The sequence below is a fragment of the Mesorhizobium sp. 131-3-5 genome (assembly GCF_016756575.1).
Classification (GTDB): Bacteria; Pseudomonadota; Alphaproteobacteria; order Rhizobiales; family Rhizobiaceae; genus Mesorhizobium; species Mesorhizobium jarvisii.
This window is the reverse complement of record NZ_AP023254.1, coordinates 4,987,027-5,004,869: the sequence shown is the minus strand read 5'-3', so window position 1 is coordinate 5,004,869 and position 17,843 is coordinate 4,987,027. Positions and strand designations below refer to the sequence as shown.

The following is a 17,843-nucleotide window of genomic DNA, read 5'->3' as shown; positions in this document are numbered from 1 at the left end:
CTTCGATGGAGCATGACCTGGCGAAAGGGCCAGCCAGCGACGCCGCGCCGACTGGCAGGGGCGGCAGCCGCGCGACCAAGACGTTCTGGCGCAAGGTGCGCGAGCCGCTCGCGCAGTCGCGATTCGTCAAGAACGCCATTGCCAGCCTGCTCGCACAGTTCGTCCGCCTGGTTCGCCTGACCAGTCCCCTGGTCGCCGGCTCGGCGCGCTTTTCGGGCGGCGCCTATGCCGAATTCGAGCCAGGCATCATCGCCCTGTGGCACGGCCAGCATCTTTTGACGCCGGCCTATTACCCCAAGCGCAAGCCGCTGGTCGCCATGGTGTCGCGCAGCGCCGATGCCGAGCTCAATGCGCTGATGCTGGAGAAATTCGGCATCGAGGCGGTGCGCGGTTCCGGTGGGCGCGACAATGCCCGGCATCTCGACAAGGGTGGGGCCAAGGCCTTGATTGCCCTCAAAAAGTCGCTCACCGCCGGCAAGAACGTCGCCATGATCGCAGACATTCCGCATGGCACGCCGCGCGACGCAGGGCTCGGTATCGTTCTCCTGGCGCGCCTCTCTGGCCGGCCACTACTGCCTGTCGCCATCGCCACCAGCCGTCGCAAGGTGCTGGAAAAGAGCTGGGACAAGACGACCATCAACCTGCCTTTCGGCCGTTCCGCCGTGACCATCGGCGCGCCGATCTTTGTCGCGGCCGACGCCGATGACGCCGAAATGGAGCGCAAGCGCCAGGAAATCACCACCGCTCTCAATGCCGCGACGGCCGAGGCCTACCGTCTCGTGGATGGCCGGCGATGAGCGGTCGCTGGGCGCGCGCCATGCTGACGGCATACCGTTTCGCCGGTGCCGCAGCCTATCCGCTGGTCGGGCCCTATGTCGCCTGGCGCACCTCGCGTGGCAAGGAAGACCGCCACCGTCGCCGCGAGCGCTACGGCGTCGCCGGCCGCCCGCGTCCCGAAGGGCCCGTGATCTGGATCCATGCCGCGAGCGTCGGCGAGACCATAGCCGTGGTGCCGCTGGTCGAAAGCATTCTCGACTACGGCGTCAACATCGTGCTGACAACCGGCACGGTGACATCGGCCCAGGTCGCCGACGAACGGCTCGGCGACCGCATCATCCACCAATATGTGCCGCTGGATCTTAAGCCGGCGGTCAGCCGGTTTCTCGATCACTGGCAGCCGGACCTGGCGATTATCGCTGAATCCGAGATCTGGCCGATGACCATCCTCGAGCTTGGCGCGCGCCACGTGCCGCAGGTGCTGGTCAATGGCAGGCTGTCCGACCGCTCTTTCACTTCGTGGAAGAAACGCGCCAACATCGCCGAGGCGCTGTTCGAGAATCTCGCCCATGTCGTTGCCCAGTCCGATGTCGACGGCGAGCGTTTTCGCGCGCTTGGCGCCCGGCCGGTCACCGTTTCCGGCAACCTCAAGGTCGACACCAACCCGCCGCCGGTCGACGAACGGGTATTGGCCTCCTTGCAGCGGCAGATCGGCGGCCGCCCGACCTGGGCGGCAATCTCGACCCATGACGGCGAGGAAGTGGTCGCGGCGGAAGTCCATGCGACGCTGCACAAGCGTCACCACGGCCTGCTGACGATCGTCGTTCCGCGCCATCCCGATCGCGCGGAAAGCCTTGCCGCGCAGATTTCCGGCATGGGGCTGAAGGTCGCGCGGCGCAGCAAGGGCGACCGTATCGGGCCCGACACCGATATCCTGCTCGGCGACACGATCGGCGAGATGGGGCTCTATCTGCGGTTGACCGAAATCGCCTTCGTCGGCCGCTCGCTGACCTCCGAGGGCGGGCAGAATCCGCTCGAACCGGCCATGCTCGACACAGCGGTTCTGGCGGGCCGCAATGTGCAGAATTTCCGCGAGGCCTATCAGCGGCTGATCGACAGCGGCGGCGCCAAGCTGGTGCGTGATCGCGACATGCTGGCCGGCGCCGTCAACTTCCTTTTGACCAACGAAGTGGCGCGCCACGAGATGATGGCGGCAGGGGTGGCGACCGTCGACGAGATGCGCGGCGCGCTGGCACGCACGCTGAAATCGCTCGAACCCTACATCCAGCCGCTGGTCGTCAAGTCGCGCCTGAAGGGCGCCAACGGGCGCTAGCGTGGCCTCCGAAGCACCACCATTCTGGTGGGAAGAGCCGGACTGGAAAGTCCTGGCGCTGTCGCCGCTGTCGGCCGTCTATGCGCTCGTCGCCGGGCGCGGCATGCGGCGGGCCAGGCGCGAGAAGATCGAGGCGCCGGTCCTGTGCGTCGGCAATTTCACCGTCGGCGGCACCGGCAAGACGCCGGTCGCCATCGCGCTCGCCCAACAGGCCAAGCGCATGCGGCTGAAGCCTGGTTTCCTGTCGCGCGGCCATGGCGGCTCCTTCGCTGAGCCGCATGTCGTCGATGCCCATCACGATGCCGCCAAGCATGTCGGCGACGAGCCGCTGCTTCTGGCCGAACACGCGCCGGTCGCGGTGACGCCGAACCGCGCCGCCGGCGCCAGGCTGCTCATGGCGAAGCACGGCTGCGATTTCCTGATCATGGATGACGGCTTTCAGAGCGCGCGCATCCATATCGACTACGCGCTGATCGTGGTCGACGCCCGCTACGGCATCGGCAATGGCCGCGTCATTCCGGGCGGTCCGCTGAGGGCAAAGATCGTTGACCAGCTGGTCTTCACCAGCGGGCTGTTGAAGATGGGCGAGGGCACCGCCGCAGACGCCGTGGTGCGCCAGGCGGCGCGCGCCGGCCGGCCGATCTTCGAGGCGCATACCGAGCCCAGCAGCAAGGCCGGGCTTGCCGGCAAACGGTTCCTCGCCTTCGCCGGCATCGGCCATCCCGACAAATTCTTCGACACGGTGCGCGAGGCCGGCGGTGAGGTGGTTCTCTCAAAACCCTTTCCGGACCATCATTTCTACGCCGAGGACGAACTCGCCGAATTGGCAATCACGGCGCGCGCCGAAGGGCTGGGGCTCATTACCACGGCCAAGGACGCCGCCCGGTTGCGCCACGGCGCCTCACAGGACTTTCTCGACAGGCTCGATGTGCTGGAAATCGACACGGTTTTCGAGCTCGACCATGTGCCCGAACGCATCATCGAGGAAACGCTCGATGCCTGGCGGCAGCGCAAGCTGAGGGGTTAGCTGCGCTTGCGCAGCTCAGGATGCACCTCGATCTCGCGGCGCAGCGAAGCGGTGGCGTTGACGTAGGGCTCCTGCCTGGCGACGCTCCAGTATTTCAGCTCATCCAAGGGAATGTTTTCCCCGGTCACCGCGCAACGCACGAACGAGCCGGGGCTGGTGACCTGGAAATCGCCATCCAGGTAGCGGATGCGGGCTTCCTTGCCGCCCGGGCCTTCGAAACGGTTCATCATGCGGTGGTGCCGAGGTTCATACAGATTTCATCGCCACAAATCGCCGCCAAGGTCAAGCTTGCGACAAGCCTCGGACAATGCTGAGGCGCTAGGACAGGTGCGAAAAGCGCTTTTATCGGGGGCATGATGGATATTTCTTCCGCCCGCCTGGCTTCCTTGCTCAAGGAGGCGATGACGCCGCAACCCGTGCCGTCGGCGAAAGCCGATCCGGTCAGGACGGCGCTGGTCAGGGAACTGGTCCAGCCCGCCGCGCCCTCTTTGTTCGCCCAACGCACGGCGCCCGCTTTGTTGGCGATGCCGGCGGCCCTGATGGCTGTCAAATCGCAGCAGATTGCTTCTCCCGGCATCGTGGAGGCCTATCAGGCCCAGCTCGACACACGCGACGAGGCGGTGTTGGCAACGACCGTGGCGAGGAGAACAGCGCCCGAAGCCGAAACGCAGCGCGGCGCCGTGCCGCCTTCGGTAACGGCCAATGACAACGCACCCGCCAGGGCCGCCGGGGTGTCCTTGCTGTCGCTTATCCCGCAGCAGGTTCCGGTGCCGCAAAACGCCGCCGCCATGGGGATGCCGTCGGGACGGCGAAGGCCAGCCAATCAATCTCACGCCGCCGCGACACCCAATCCCGAGGGCCTGCTGGTGAGGATCGGCTTTGTTTCGATCATAACCGGTTTGTTGGCAATGATGTTCGGATTCGTTCTGCTGCTGCTTCGCTGAACGAATCGGAGATAGGCCGGCAGACCTATCGCTCGGCTTCGATGAACGCCTCGATCTTGTCCGGCGCCAATCCGGCCTGCTGCGCGATACGGCGGGCAAGGTCGGCCGCTGCGGTGCGTGGCCGCCCCAGCGGCCGGTCGAGCCAATAGGACACTGGATTGAGCGCGGTGCGCTCGTCGACCGCGGTGATTCGGCCTGACTGCAACTGATGCCCGGTCAGCGGCGGACGCGCCAGCGCAATGCCGAGCCCGTAGGCGGCAGCGTCGAGCACCAGATTGTAGTCCTCGAAGCGGCGATCTTGCGGACGTGGGCGATAATCCATGCCTTGCGCGGCGAACCAGGCGCGCCAGCCGGAGGCGTCGGAATCGTTGATCAGCGGGAATTTGAGCAACCGGGCCGGGTCGCCGCGACCGATCTCGCGAGCCAGTTCCGGTGACGCGACAGGAAAGACATGCTCCTCGAACAGCTGCACCGAGACGCGGCCGGGAATGCCGCCGCGGCCGCAGCGGATCGACAGATCGATGCCTTCATCGGCAAGGTCGGCCTGGCGGATGTCGACATCGAGCACGATGCGCAGCTTGGTGGGATTGTTTTCCAGTGCCGCCATGCGCGGCATCAGCCACAGCCCGCTCACCGAGGGGATCGAGGTCAGCCGCACCACCGCCGTGCCGCGCGGCTCGACCCAGCGGTCGGAATGGCTCGAAATCAGCGCGAAAGCCTCCGACGTGCGCAGATGCAGCCGGTTGCCTTCGATCGTCAGCGTTACGCCGCGCGCACCGCGATCGAACACTTTCAGGCCCAGCCAGTCCTCGAGCTTGGCAATCTGCCGGCTGATGGCTCCATGGGTGATGTTGAGCTTTTCAGCGGCCGCCGAAAAACTGCCGGTTCGCGCCGCCGCGTCGAAGGCACGCAGGGTTTCCAGCGGCACCATTGTGTCTGAGCTGTGATCCATAGTCACAGGTGATCCTCGATTTGGTCGTTTGTCAACAGGCGGGAAAAGGCGTTTTGTGGCCTCCAGGACGGGAACAGCATGAGGACGGTGAGATGAGCGCGATGACGGGCACGTTGAATCAGACACAGCGGATGGACACCACGGCCGCCATCGCCGTGGCGCTGACGGTGGTCGGCTGGGCCTCCGCTTTTCCGGCCATCCGCGCCGGCCTTGCCGCCTTCGGGCCGCTGGAACTGGGCTCCCTGCGCTTTGCCATCGCCGCGGTGCCGGCGGCGATCTTCCTTGCCATCAAGCGCCCCGCACTGCCCAGGCTCGACGAGGTGTGGCGCCTCGTCTTTGGCGGGGCAATTTTCGTCGCGCTCTACACTGTCATGCTCAATTTCGGCGAGCTGACCGTCTCGGCGGGAGCCGCCGGCTTCATCATCAATGTCAGCCCGATCTTCACCGCCATCATGGCGATGGCGCTGCTCGGCGAGCGCTTTTCAAGGTGGGCCTGGGCTGGCACGGCGATATCCTTCGCCGGCATCGGCGTCATAGCAATGTCAGACGGACAAGGCTTACATTTCAATGCTGGTGCACTGCTCGTGCTTGGCTCCGCGCTCTGTTCGGCCGTCAACACTATCGTCCAGAAGCCCCTGTTTGCCCGCCATCACCCGCTGACCATCTCGGCCTCGAATATGATTCTTGGCGCACTTTGCCTGTCCCCCTTTCTGCCGAGCGGTTTCGCGCAGGCAGCCGTGGCCAACACCGCCGGTCTCGGCGCCGTCATCTTTCTTGGCATCGTGCCCAGCCTGATCGCTTATGCCGCCTGGGCAACCGCGCTGTCGCGTCTGCCGGCCGCCCGTGCCTCCAACTTCCTCTATCTGGTTTCGCCTATGTCTGCCCTGATCGGCTTCTTCTGGCTGGGCGAAGTGCCGACGCTACTCGGCATCCTCGGCGGCGCGCTGGCACTCGGCGGCGTCATCGTAGTGAATTTGAAGCGTTAGACCAAAGGGTTGGCTGCCTTTCCCGAATCAAGACAAGAGCCGCGCCAGACCATCGATCAAGAGGATCGCCCGCGGGCCGCGTTATCGGCCCGCGAAGGTGTATCGCGATGGAAGCGGAAATCGAATCGCCTGCCGTTAGATTGCACTGGCGCCGGACGTCGTCCTTCAGGGGCAAAAGGTAGCTTCCGCCCTTGGGAAACAGGGATGTGGCGAACATAAAGCCATCAATAGTCGCCTCGACAGGTATCACCCCCCAGCCATAGGTCGCGAACTTCGCGACTTTCTTGATCTCGTCGCCATGCTGCTCGGGTATCGGCGCGAAGAAGTATGGCGAAGGGCCCCTCCAGTGGATCACCTCGGCTTCGAACCGGAACCGGACCGTCTGTTCGCCGCCCACAGGCTCACCGCCGCCCGAACAGCCGCTCGATATCGGCGAGCTTCAGCTCGATATAGGTCGGCCGCCCGTGGTTGCAGGTGCCGGAACCGGGCGTCGCCTCCATCTGGCGCAGCAGCGCGTTCATCTCCTCGGCCTTGAGCAGCCGGCCGGAACGAACCGAGCCGTGGCAGGCCATGGTGGCGGCGATCTTGTCCAGCCTCTCCTTGAGCGTCTCGACCGTGTCGTTGTCGGCGATCTCGTCGGCGAGGTCGCGCACCAATTGCTGGACATTGGTTTCGCCCAGCATCGACGGCGTCTCGCGCACGGCAACGGCGCCCGGGCCGAAACGCTCGATGCCGAGGCCGAAGCGGGCGAGCGTTTCGGAATGCATGGCGAGCCGCTCGGCATCCTCTTCCGGCAGGTCGATAATCTCAGGCAGAAGCAGCATCTGCGAGGGCACGGGGCGCGAATGCAGCGCGTTCTTCAGCGCTTCGTACACCAGCCGCTCATGCGCGGCGTGCTGGTCGACGATGACGAGCGAATCCCTGGTCTGGGCAACGATGTAGTTCTCATGCACCTGGGCGCGGGCCGCACCGAGCACCGTGCCGAGCAGCGTCTCCGCCGCCTCGCTCTGCCCGGCGCGCGCATCGGCGCTGGCAAGCGGACCGGTATCGAAAGCCGCCTGGTCGGGTTCGCCAAAACCGCCATTCTTTGCGCTGGCGCGTTCGAAGCCCGCACCCTCGAATTGCATGTCGAGCGGCCGCTGCGGTGAGCGTGAGGGATCGAAACCGGTGGAGCCGGATGCATGGAATGCTGCTTCGTAGCTGCGATGGCCATTGGCCGGGCCGCCATGACTGTAGGGTGCGGCACCCGGCCGGAATGCCGCCATCATGCCTGCGGCTCCCGTCGTGGCCGAGCGAATGCCGGCATCGGCCAATGCCTGGCGTATGGCGCCGACGATCAGCCCGCGCACCAGGCCCGGATCGCGGAAGCGCACATCGGCCTTGGCCGGGTGGACATTGACGTCGACGATGGCCGGATCGAGCGAAAGAAACAGCACCGTCACCGCGTGGCGGTCGCGCGGCAGCACATCGGCGAAGGCGCCGCGGATGGCGCCGGCGATCAGCTTGTCGCGCACCGGCCTGCCATTGACATAGGCATATTGCTGCAGCGCGTTGGCGCGGGTGAAGGACGGGATCGACACATGGCCGGTCAGATGCACGCCTTCGCGCATCGCGTCGATGGCGATGGAATTGTCGGGAAATTCCGCCCCCATCACCTGGGCAACGCGGCGCAGGCTGCCTTCCGGACTGTCATGGGTCGCCGGCAATTCCAGGGTCGAGCGGTCAGAGCCGGCGAGCGTGAACCGCACGGCCGGAAAGGCGATGGCGATGCGTTTGACGACATCGCTGGTCGCCGAGCTTTCAGCCCGCTCGCCCTTCATGAATTTGAGCCGCGCCGGCGTGGCGAAGAACAGGTCGCGCACCTCGACCGTGGTCCCGCGATTGGCCGCCGCAGGCCTTACGGGCAGGACGCGGCCGCCCTCGATGCCGATTTCGGCGGCGCTGTCGCCTAACGCCGTGCGCGACCGAATCGACAGCCGCGACACCGAGCCGATCGAGGGCAACGCTTCGCCGCGAAAGCCGAGCGAGCGGATGTCGTTGATATCCTCGGCGAGCTTGGAGGTGCAGTGGCGCGCAATCGCCAGCGCCAACTCCTGTTGGGGGATGCCGGAGCCGTCATCGGTGACGCGGATCAGGTTCAGCCCGCCACCTGAGGTGACGATTTCGACGCGCGAGGCGCCAGCATCAAGTGCATTCTCGACCAGTTCCTTGACCACGCTCGCCGGACGCTCGATGACTTCGCCGGCGGCGATCTGGTTGATCATCGTTTCGGAAAGCTGGCGAATGGGCATGGCGACAGTATAGGCGGATTCGTGTGGTGCGGGCGAGGGCGAACTGCGTGGGACCGTGAAACGGTCTTATGCCTGCGCGGCCAGCCAATCCCTGACCTTGCGGGCATTGTCGCTGAGTTCCCGGTTCTTCGGCCAGACGATATAGAAGGCTTTGCCGGTCTTGAGCACGTGGTCCGTCACCTGCACCAGAAGTCCCGTCGCCAGCAGCCGCTCGGCAAGGTGCCGCCAGCCGAGCGCGATTCCTTGCCCCTCCATCACGCCCTGGATGACCAGGCCATAATCATTGATGCGCAGGCCGCGTGCGGTGTCGCCGAGGCTGCCGCCGGCCGACTGGAACCATTCGTCCCAGCTCGCCGCCTCGCGATACGGCTCCTCGAGATGGATGAGACGGTGCGTCGCCAATTCCCCCACGGTCTTCGGCATGCCGAACTTGGCCAGGTAGCTGGTGCCGGCGACGGGGAAAATCTCCTCATCGGCAAGCGGCAGCGAATGGTAGTCCGGCCAGTCCCGGGGCTCGCCGCCGCGCACCGCCAGCGGGATGCCTTCGGCGATGATGTCGAGGTCGCGGTCGGCGGTCTGGATGCGCAGATCGATGCCCGGCAATTCGTCACGGAACTGCTGCAGGCGCGGCATCATCCAGAACGAGCCGAAGGCGGTCGACGCGGCAAGCGTCACATGGCCACCGGTCGCCTGCAGGCGGAGATCCTCGGCCGACTTGCGGATATGCGATAGCCCCAGCGAGACATCGGCGTGGAAGCGTTCGCCGGCTTCGGTCAGGCTGACCTGCCGATGGCGGCGCTGGAACAGCTTGGCGCCGAGCTGCTCCTCCAGCCCGCGCACCGCGTAGGAGACGGCGGCCTGCGTCATGCCGAGCTCGCGCCCGGCGGCGGTGAAGCTCGACAGCCGGCCGGCCGCCTCGAAGACGATCAGGCTGCCGGCGGAGGGCAGAAGGTGGCGCAGGCTTCGCATAAGCACAGCTTATACAGAAGATCAGGATTTTCCAGCGTCACAGCCATATTTCGGGTCGTTAACGTGGTGGCGGGAAGAAGGAGGCTCCATGAACGTACCGGCCGTCGAATTGACCGAACAGATCCACCGCCGCGGCGGTGGCCGTCTTGGCCGCAAGGCGCTCAGAAGCGCGCCGATCGCTTCCTTTCCGACCTTGGTGCGCAACATCCCCGTCTATGAGATCGTGCCTGACGAGGCGGTGGAACTGATCCACGAGGAATCGCTCAAGATCCTCGAGGAGGTGGGCTGCGAATTCCGCGACGACGGCGCGATCGAGCTCTGGAAGGCGGCCGGTGCCGATGTCAGGGAGACGCGCGTCCGCATCGATCGCGCGCTGTTGATGGAACTCGTCTCGAAGGTTCCGTCGGAGTTCACGCTCAATGCGCGCAACCCCGAGCGCACGGTGCGCGTCGGCGGCAAGAACTCGATTTTCGTGCCGATGTATGGCGCGCCCTACGTCCGCGACCTCGACAATGTCAGGCGCTACGGCACGCTCGCCGACCTCAACAATTTCCACAAAATGGCCTATATGGCGCCGGCGCTGCATTCCTCGAGTTCGGTCATCTGCGAGCCGATGGAAATCGCGGTGCCGAAACGGCATCTGCACATCATCCACTCGGCGCTCAAGCATTCCGACAAGCCGTTCATGGGTATCGTGACGTCGAAGGAGCGTGCCGAGGACACGATGGCAATGGCCGGCATCGTCTTCGGCGAGGCGTTCGTCCGCGACAACCCTGTGCTGGTGGCAATCACCAACTGCAATTCGCCGCTGGTATGGGACGCCACTATGATCGACGCCATGCGGGTCTACGCGAGCCACAACCAGCCGCTGATCCTGGCGCCTTTCGCGCTGTGCGGCGCTTCGACCTCGGCTTCCGCCGTCGGCGCGGTGGCGCAGGTCAACGCCGAGGCGCTTGCCGGCGTGGCGCTGACCCAGCTTATCCGCCCAGGCTCGCCGCAAATCTACGGCCAGTTCATGGTCACGGTCGACATGAAGACCGGCGCGCCGATGGGCGGCACACCGGAGGCCGCCCAGATGATGTATCTAATGGGCGCGCTGGCGCGGAAATACCGGCTGCCCTGGCGCACGTCCGGCTTCCATGTCGGCTCGAAGCTGAATGACGCCCAGGCGGGATACGAATCGAACATGCTCATGCATGCCGCCATCCTGTCCGGCGCCAATTACATCTGGCATTCCGCCGGCTGGTTGGAAGCCGGCCTGACTTGCGGCTATTCGAAATTCGCAACGGACTGCGAGCAGCTTGTCGGCTGGTACAAATACGCCGGCGGGGTGTCCTTCGACGATTTCAAGGAGGCCATGGCGGCGATCCGCGAGGTCGGACCGCAGGGCCATTTCCTCGGCACCCAGCACACGCTCGAACATTTCGAGTCCGCCTTCTTCATGCCCTCGATCATGGATTTCAACTCCTACGAACAGTGGAATGCCGAAGGGGCGAAGGACCATGACACGCGCGGCCGCGAGAAAGCACGCAACATGCTTGCCGATTACGAGGAACCGAAGCTCGACGTGGGTATTGCCGAAGGTCTCAGGGATTTGATAGCGCGGCGCGAGGAGAAGCTGCCGGATACGGTGAGTTGACCAAAGGGCGAAGACCCGACGGGAACCATAAGGGAGGAAGAAAATGACATTTTTCACAAGCAATGGCGACCGCGTCCCGAGCGCTATCGAGGCCATGGCGCAAGAGGCACGCGCCGGCCGCATGGACCGGCGTGAGTTCCTGGCGCTGGCGAGCGCCTTCGGTGCATCGACGGCTCTTGCCTATGGCATGATCGGCCTTGCCGCGCCGCGACAGGCCCTGGCCGAGGAGCCGAAGAAGGGCGGCACACTGCGCGTCTCGATGTCGGTCAAGGCGCAGAAGGACCCGCGCACCTACGACTGGGTGGAACTGGCCAACATTTCGCGCAGCTGGCTGGAGCCGCTGGTGCGCTACACCAGGCAATTCACCTTCGAGCCGGTGCTGCTCGAAAGCTGGGATATCAACGACGACGCCACCGAATATGTCCTGCATGTGCGCAAGGGCATCACCTGGAACAATGGCGATGCCTTCAATGCCGATGACATCGCCTACAATCTGGCGCGCTGGTGCGAAAAAGGCGTCGCCGGCAATTCGATGGCCGCACGCGTCGGCGCGCTGATCGACGCAAAAACCGGCAAGGCGCGGGACGGCGCGATCACCAAGGTCGACGACCACACCGTCAAGCTGAAGCTCAGCGAACCCGACATTTCGCTGATCCCGAACTTAACCGATTATCCCGCGCTCGTCGTCCACCGCAACTTCGATGCCGACGGCGCCGATCCGGTCAAGAAGCCGATCGGGACGGGTCCGTTCGAACTCGTCTCTTACGATGTCGGCCAGAAGGCGGTGGTGAAGCGCCGCGAGAACGGCAAATGGTGGGGTGGCGAGACGCCGCTCGACGGCGTCGAATTCGTCGACTACGGCACCGACTTCAATGCCACGGTGAACGCTTTTGATTCCGGCGAGATCGACCTCAATTTCGAGAGCCCGGCCGACTTCATCGACATTCTCGACAAGATGGGCCTGCAGAAATCCGAGGTCGCGACGGCAACGACACTGGTTGCCCGCACCAACATCACGCACAAGCCCTATGACGACAAGAGGGTGCGCAACGCGCTGCAGATGGCCGTCGACAACAATGCCGTCTTGCAGCTCGGCTATGCCGGGCGCGGCACGGTCGGCGAGAACCATCATGTCAGCCCGATCCATCCGGAATATTATCCCCTGCCCAAGAAGGAGCGTGACGCCGCCGGCGCCAAGAAACTGATGGCGGAAGCCGGTCAGGCCGACTTCGAGCACGAGCTGATCACCATCGAGGACGATTGGCAGAAGAACACCGGCGACGCGATCGCCGGTCAATTGCGCGATGCCGGCATCAAGGTGAAGCGCACGGTGCTGCCGGGGTCGACCTTCTGGAACGACTGGACGAAATATCCTTATTCGATGACCATCTGGTACATGCGTCCGCTTGGCGTCCAGGTGCTGGCGCTGGGTTATCGCAGCGGCGAGGCGTGGAATGAGTCAGCCTATTCCAATCCCGATTTCGACGCCAAGCTCAAACAGGCGCTCTCGCTGATCGACGTCGCCAAGCGCAAGGAGGTGATGAAGGACGTCGAGCAGATCCTGCAGGACTCCGGAGTCATCATCCAGCCGTTCTGGCAGAAGCTGTATAGCCACACCAGCAAGAAGGTGAAGAACTACGGCGTCCACCAGACCTTCGAGATGGACCTCCAGAACGTCTGGCTCGACGGCTGAAAGGAGCCGGGCAGGGGCTTCATGAGCGGCAAAAAAGCCGGTATGCAGGATGCGTGGTGTTGATTGCTTCAAGCCATCAAAAGCCGGAGATCCTGCATGAGACGGACAGTGCTCCTTGCCGCCCTCGCGACAGCCTTGCCCGCGGCCGCCTTCGCCGGACCGGCGTCCGACGCCGTGAAGTTCTTCTATGTTCCGGCGGTCAAATTCGAGGCCGACGCACAATACCGGGATCGTTTCGTCGAGCCGGTGACGAAACTGTTCGATCTCAACGACCAGGCGACCAAGAAGAATCCCGACCAGGTCGCCTGCATCGACTTCGATCCCGGTCTTGATGCGCAGGATTTCGACCAGAAGACCGTCTCCAAAACCCTGAAATTGTCCGAGACGGTGGATGGCGACGCGGCACAAGTGGTGGCAAGCTTCAAGCTGTTTTCGGACGGAGACGATTCGCAACGCGAAATGCGCTGGTCGCTGAAGCAGGTCGACGGCAAATGGAAGGTATCGGACATTGCTTCGAAGACCAGCGGCTGGACGCTGAGCCAGCTCGAATGCATGGCGGGCCAAGATCCGGAGTGATGCCATGAGCCTTGGCCGTTCCGGCCGGGGGGCGTCGAAACGGCGGAATCATGTCGCGCTCGGCATCTCCGACGCGTGAAGTTTCTAAATTTCATGGAATGCCAAGCGCTTCGAATGTAGTGTGAAGGCGATGTAACAATGGCATGATGGCGGTTGCGTAGCTTGGCGGATTGCCACGCACACGAGAAATTCAAATCAGCGATCCGGTTTTGACGTCACGTTGCTTTTGACAAGGCGAAGCGCTAGACTTCCTCCGCTTGGTTGTGGACGAATCTCTTGTTCAATTTAGGGGGAATGATCACGAAAATTCTAGGCTACCTATTATCATCGCTGTTTCTCGCTTTGGCGATGGCGGTGATCGCCACGCCGGCTTCCGCTCAAGCGACCCGGACCTGGGTTTCCGGCGTCGGCGACGACGCCAATCCGTGCAGCCGCACGGCGCCTTGCAAGACCTTTGCCGGCGCGATCTCGAAGACGGCTGTCAGCGGGGAGATCAACTGCCTCGATCCAGGTGGCTTCGGTGTGGTGACAATCACCAAGTCGATTACGATCGACTGTGTATATACGGAAGGCGGGGTTCTCTCCGCCGGAACCAATGGTGTCGTTGTCAACGCTCCGGCTGGAAGCGTTGTGCATCTCAGGGGGCTGGATATCGATGGCGTGGGCACGGGCGTAAATGGCGTGCGCTTTCTTGGCCAGGGCCAACTGCATATCGAGGATTCGATCATCCAGCGGGTCACCGGCCAGGGCGTGGAAGTCGCGCCGAACGGACCTACCGAAGTCTATATCAGCAATACCCGGATATCCGAGGCAGCCACGAATGGCATTCTGATCAAGACGACTGGCGCCGTTGGGATAAACGCTGCGTTCACACGAACGGAGGTCACAAACAACGGCACCGGTATCACCGTCGATGGGACGGGTAACACCTTGGCCATAAATATCGCGTTGACGGCTAGCCTGGTCAGCGGGAACGGCGGCAACGGCGTGACCGTGAAGACGGTTGCCGCAGCCTCCCCGGTCCGCGCCACGGTAACAAATACGACGGTGTCATCCAATGCCGGCGTGGGCGTGAATGCCAATGGTGCGGCTGCCAGCGGCGCCGGCAGTTCGATCGTCACTCTTGGCGGATCGACCGTGTTCGCCAACTTAACCGGTGTCGGCGCTAGCGGATCGGGTGTGGTGCAGTCGTTCAAGAACAACATGATTTCCGGAAATGTCTCGGATGGCACGCCGCTGACGGCATTCCCTGGACCTGGAGGCGCGCCGCTGCAATAAGCGTTCTTGTTGCATGACAGATCATTCCACCGGGCCGTGCTCGCTGTCCGGTGGAATGCAGTAAGACCTTAAGACCAAGCCTTCCACGGACTTTGGGTGTGCTTCAGCAAGAGCAGTTCCAGGAAAAGTGTGTGCGGCTTTCCCGAAAAAACGCGCAGCACTTTCCCTTGGGAACTGCTCAAAACAGAGGGTTCGAGTAGTTCGCCGTTTCCGTGAAACGGTGAAAAGATCTAGCCACTTTGTTTCGGTGCTGCATGGCGCCGCGCTGGCAGCCTTCAGGCTGCTTAGCCGCACGGAACATCTTGAAACCCGCTCCATCGCGTTTCGCAGGCGACCGGCAATCAACCCTGAAGCGATTGCAGGATAAATGGAACCATACCGGCGCGGGGCTTTCCCTGATAAAAGCAATGATATGAAGGTCTGAGATAGGGACCGCCAAAGATTGCCTCGTATTCGCTGGCAAAGGCCTCCCACCTGTTTTTGCCCGAGGTCGCCACCGAATCATGGACCTGGTGAAACGTCCCCTCGCTGAGCAGGCAGACATTGCGCGCGTCAGGGCGCGTCACGTAGCGACGAAATATCTCGAGATTTGCCAAGCCGCCGCCTGGGGACGTGAAACGTTCGTCGAAGCCACCATGTCGGTCGAACGACCTGCGGCTTATCGAGAAAGAATTGCTTTCCGTGATGTCGCCGAAGAAACCATTGCTTGAGGATCCGGCGAGTACCGAAATCCCGAACAGCCCGTCCGCCTCGTCAGGCCAGCGCGCCGCACGGATCAATCCGTCTTCGATCTCTGCCCCATATCCTTCCGGCACCGACTCCATTTGCACCTTGGGACCAATATGCCAGGCCAGAGAGAACACAAAGGCATCCTCCATCCGGTCATGAGCTTTTACAGTCTCCTCGATCAGCCGTTCGGAGAATATGCGGGCGCCATCGATGGCAAACAACAAAATCTCCCCTTTGGCGATTTCGCGGGCAGCCCAATTCAGAGCAAACACCGGGGATTGCCTGGGGTCTGGTGCTCTTACGATTTGCACATTTGGCGGCAGATTGTCGTATGTGAGCGGCGTGCTTGAACCGTTGTCGACAACGATGACTTCGTATTCATCCGACCTCAGTCCCTTCTGATAGGGAGCGGTCGTGGACAGGATCGTGCGGGGTGCCTCGCGCGCCATCTCGTAGGCACAGATGATGACCGAGAGGCGCGGCCTGCACTGCAACAATGCCGGCGCCACGCGCCGGTCCGATTGCATCGAAGCCTTGGCCGCGCGCTGTGCCGCGACGATCCCAAGATCGTTAACCAACAGATCCGTGGCGCGTGGTTGCATGTGGTCCCGGATGGCTGCGACGGTTGGAAATGACCACTTCCCAGCCAGTATGTCGGCTTCGATGGCGCCATAGTTGGCGGTCAGCACGTTCGACGACGGATCGAGCCGGGTCACCAGGCCGAAACCCTTCATGTCGACATCATAAACTCGGATGTCCAGATCGGGCCGGTAGTGGCGAAGAATAGGTATTAGGCGATAGACATCACCAGTCCAGATAGTTGTGTTGCGTTGCCGTGATGCGTAATCCATGTGCTGGGGCAGCAGGTCATCAATGACAATGACGCTGTCTGGGCTGGCATGCTTCTCCAGATTCATGAAATCGCGCAGTGCGAATTCGACAAGATGCAACCCGTCGATGAACGCCAAATCGATGGGTGCCCCGAGAATTTGCGCCACGTCGTCGCGTGCGAAGAAACTGTCGCTCGTGGTGTTGAACAACCGCGTGGGGGCGGTCAACGCGACCTTGATCTCATAGTCGGGATCGATGCCGATGGCCGGGACTCTTGACAGAGCCAGGCTATAGCCCAGTCTGCAGCCGATCTCGCAATAGTTGGCCGGCCGAAGCGTTTCATGGGTTAGCCCCAAGGCGTCTAGATAGTTCAAGAGACGGTCTTCCTTGTTGACGGAACCGGCCAGGGTACTGGCACAATATACGCAAACCCGCCAGCCAGACATGGCTGTAAGTTTCTTGGTGCCGGCAGGCTTTGGGGTCGTTTGCGTTGCCGATGATCCTGATTCGCCGATGGTTCCGCTGAAATGATTGTTTTTGAACGCTTCGCGCGGGCAGCCGCGCGAACCGTGCGCCTCGACGTGCTTGTTGGCTTCCTCAAATTCTGCATCTTTGTGACCAGGTTTCGACGACCAAAGGCTGGACATTCCGCCGGCCTGACCGCATGACCGTTAGAAGCCTGGAGTGATGCGATGGCCCGTCTTATGGCCCTGGTGATCGTGTGCGTTTTGACTGGGTCCTGCGCCGCCGCCGCTCAAGGTCTGTTCGGCTCACCACCGCCGAACGCGCCGTCCGCCGGCGGCCAGCCTCCAGACAACAACGCTACGCCTCCTGCCGCAACGCCGGCGCCGCAGGAAAAGCCGGTCGAGTTGCCGCCGGCGGCGCCCGTTCTGCCGGGATCGCCGACGGCGGTGGTGAAGCCCTTTTACGAACATCCCGGGCTGGAACTCGATCCAGCCCAACGCAAGAACTTCATCGATCCAGCGAAAACCGTGCTCGACAAGAGTGACGCGCTGCGCGCTTCGGGTGAGGGCGAATGCCTCGACCCCAACATGGCACTCGACAACGCCGACTACGACAAGCTCGCCATCGACCGGAGCTTGCGCACGGTCGAGGCCGCCAACGACGACGAAGCCAAGGTGGTCGTGGCGTTCGTTGTCGAAGGTCACCAGCACCGTCTCGAATGGAAGCTCAAGAAGGTTGGCGGTGACTGGAAGATTTCTGATCTTCTGTCGGTGACCGGCGAATGGGCGCTCAGCCAGTATCAGTGCGAATGAGGGGGCTCAGCCGCGCCCGCGATAGGGGGCGACGCCGGTGTCCGGCAGCCAGGCGCCTTCAGGTGGAGCGCCGGTCTGCCAGAAAACGTCGATCGGAATGCCGCCGCGCGGATACCAATAGCCGCCTATGCGCAACCACAGCGGCTTGGTTGCTGCCACGATGCGACGGCCGATCATGACGGTACAATCCTCATGGAAGGCGCCGTGGTTGCGAAACGAGGTCATGAACAGCTTCAACGACTTCGATTCCACCAAAGCCGCATCGGGTGCGTAGTCGATGACGATATGGGCGAAATCCGGCTGGCCGGTCACCGGGCACAGCGAGGTGAACTCGGGGCAGGTGAAGCGCACGATCGCCGGCGGGCCGTCGCCGCGCGAAAACGGCACGGTTTCCAGGACCGCTGCTTCGGGGCTCTGTGGCGTCTCGACGTGCGCGCCGAGCTGGGTAAGGGTTTTGGTGTCGATCATGGGCGGGGTTCCTTCGAATTTGCCGCTCATTAGCATCGGACCGAAACGTGCGCAGCGGTTTTCAGACGAATCC

The 17,843-nt window shown here is 63.1% G+C and carries 17 protein-coding genes; 10 read left to right on the top strand and 7 right to left on the bottom strand.

Features of this window, described 5'->3' with window-relative positions; genetic code table 11:
* Positions 1 to 5: 5 nt before the first annotated feature.
* Genes JG747_RS24580 through lpxK form a run of 3 tightly spaced genes read left to right on the top strand, consistent with a single transcriptional unit; the run spans position 6 to position 3,137 of the window.
* Entirely contained in the window at positions 6 to 797 is a 792-nt protein-coding gene (locus JG747_RS24580) for a lysophospholipid acyltransferase family protein (protein WP_019857493.1), read from the top strand.
* Positions 794 to 2,110, top strand: coding sequence for a lipid IV(A) 3-deoxy-D-manno-octulosonic acid transferase (waaA, locus tag JG747_RS24575; RefSeq protein ID WP_019857494.1), 1,317 nt, complete (start codon positions 794 to 796; stop codon positions 2,108 to 2,110). Before JG747_RS24580 ends, waaA begins: the two co-directional genes overlap by 4 nt.
* A 1-nt stretch (position 2,111) precedes the next feature.
* Positions 2,112 to 3,137, top strand: coding sequence for a tetraacyldisaccharide 4'-kinase (gene lpxK / locus JG747_RS24570; RefSeq protein ID WP_064984816.1), 1,026 nt, complete (start codon positions 2,112 to 2,114; stop codon positions 3,135 to 3,137).
* Here the strand turns inward: lpxK and JG747_RS24565 are convergent.
* Positions 3,134 to 3,367, bottom strand: a complete 234-nt coding sequence (locus tag JG747_RS24565) for a DUF2093 domain-containing protein (RefSeq protein WP_010915490.1) — start codon at positions 3,365 to 3,367, stop codon at positions 3,134 to 3,136. The two genes, lpxK and JG747_RS24565, sit on opposite strands and share 4 nt — an antisense overlap.
* 126 nt (positions 3,368 to 3,493) lie before the next feature.
* On the opposite strand from JG747_RS24565, the gene JG747_RS24560 reads away from it, so the two are divergent.
* Complete coding sequence (locus JG747_RS24560; protein ID WP_202360235.1) at positions 3,494 to 4,081, top strand: hypothetical protein; 588 nt, start codon at positions 3,494 to 3,496, stop codon at positions 4,079 to 4,081.
* Between the two features lie 25 nt (positions 4,082 to 4,106).
* Here JG747_RS24560 and JG747_RS24555 read toward each other — a convergent pair whose 3' ends face one another.
* A complete protein-coding gene (locus JG747_RS24555) occupies positions 4,107 to 5,033 on the bottom strand; it encodes a LysR substrate-binding domain-containing protein (protein ID WP_038646136.1) in 927 nt (308 codons plus the stop codon).
* 92 nt (positions 5,034 to 5,125) lie between these two features.
* Between JG747_RS24555 and JG747_RS24550 the strand changes: the two genes are divergently transcribed.
* A complete protein-coding gene (locus tag JG747_RS24550) occupies positions 5,126 to 6,019 on the top strand; it encodes a DMT family transporter (RefSeq protein WP_202360234.1) in 894 nt (297 codons plus the stop codon).
* Here JG747_RS24550 and JG747_RS24545 read toward each other — a convergent pair.
* The 3 genes from JG747_RS24545 to JG747_RS24535 form a co-directional block, all read right to left on the bottom strand.
* Positions 5,994 to 6,374, bottom strand: a complete 381-nt coding sequence (locus JG747_RS24545) for a DUF1905 domain-containing protein (protein WP_244748443.1) — start codon at positions 6,372 to 6,374, stop codon at positions 5,994 to 5,996. The two genes, JG747_RS24550 and JG747_RS24545, sit on opposite strands and share 26 nt — an antisense overlap.
* Positions 6,375 to 6,420: 46 nt before the next feature.
* Positions 6,421 to 8,310: a DNA mismatch repair endonuclease MutL gene (gene mutL / locus JG747_RS24540; protein ID WP_069091905.1), complete on the bottom strand. Its 1,890-nt coding sequence runs from the start codon at positions 8,308 to 8,310 to the stop codon at positions 6,421 to 6,423.
* A 66-nt stretch (positions 8,311 to 8,376) separates the two neighbouring features.
* Positions 8,377 to 9,279, bottom strand: a complete 903-nt coding sequence (locus JG747_RS24535; RefSeq protein ID WP_019857500.1) for a LysR substrate-binding domain-containing protein — start codon at positions 9,277 to 9,279, stop codon at positions 8,377 to 8,379.
* 88 nt (positions 9,280 to 9,367) lie between these two features.
* On the opposite strand from JG747_RS24535, the gene JG747_RS24530 reads away from it, so the two are divergent.
* The 4 genes from JG747_RS24530 to JG747_RS24515 all read left to right on the top strand — a co-directional run bounded on the left by JG747_RS24530 (position 9,368) and on the right by JG747_RS24515 (position 14,465).
* On the top strand, positions 9,368 to 10,918 hold the full coding sequence (locus tag JG747_RS24530) for a trimethylamine methyltransferase family protein (RefSeq protein WP_202360232.1): 1,551 nt from the start codon (positions 9,368 to 9,370) through the stop codon (positions 10,916 to 10,918).
* A 43-nt stretch (positions 10,919 to 10,961) separates the two neighbouring features.
* Entirely contained in the window at positions 10,962 to 12,611 is a 1,650-nt protein-coding gene (locus JG747_RS24525) for an ABC transporter substrate-binding protein (protein WP_019857503.1), read from the top strand.
* 96 nt (positions 12,612 to 12,707) lie between these two features.
* On the top strand, positions 12,708 to 13,187 hold the full coding sequence (locus JG747_RS24520) for a DUF3828 domain-containing protein (RefSeq protein ID WP_019857504.1): 480 nt from the start codon (positions 12,708 to 12,710) through the stop codon (positions 13,185 to 13,187).
* Between the two features lie 294 nt (positions 13,188 to 13,481).
* A complete protein-coding gene (locus JG747_RS24515; RefSeq protein ID WP_019857505.1) occupies positions 13,482 to 14,465 on the top strand; it encodes a right-handed parallel beta-helix repeat-containing protein in 984 nt (327 codons plus the stop codon).
* Between the two features lie 341 nt (positions 14,466 to 14,806).
* On the opposite strand, the gene JG747_RS24510 is transcribed toward JG747_RS24515, so the two are convergent.
* The gene (locus tag JG747_RS24510; RefSeq protein WP_019857506.1) at positions 14,807 to 16,672 is read right to left on the bottom strand and encodes a class I SAM-dependent methyltransferase; all 1,866 of its coding nucleotides are present in this window, start codon (positions 16,670 to 16,672) and stop codon (positions 14,807 to 14,809) included.
* A gap of 45 nt (positions 16,673 to 16,717) precedes the next feature.
* Here JG747_RS24510 and JG747_RS24505 point away from each other — a divergent pair, with 45 nt between their 5' ends.
* On the top strand, positions 16,718 to 17,302 hold the full coding sequence (locus JG747_RS24505) for a hypothetical protein (RefSeq protein ID WP_019857507.1): 585 nt from the start codon (positions 16,718 to 16,720) through the stop codon (positions 17,300 to 17,302).
* Between the two features lie 6 nt (positions 17,303 to 17,308).
* Here the strand turns inward: JG747_RS24505 and queF are convergent, their stop codons facing one another.
* Positions 17,309 to 17,770: a preQ(1) synthase gene (gene queF / locus JG747_RS24500; protein ID WP_010915503.1), complete on the bottom strand. Its 462-nt coding sequence runs from the start codon at positions 17,768 to 17,770 to the stop codon at positions 17,309 to 17,311.
* Positions 17,771 to 17,843 lie beyond the last annotated feature (73 nt).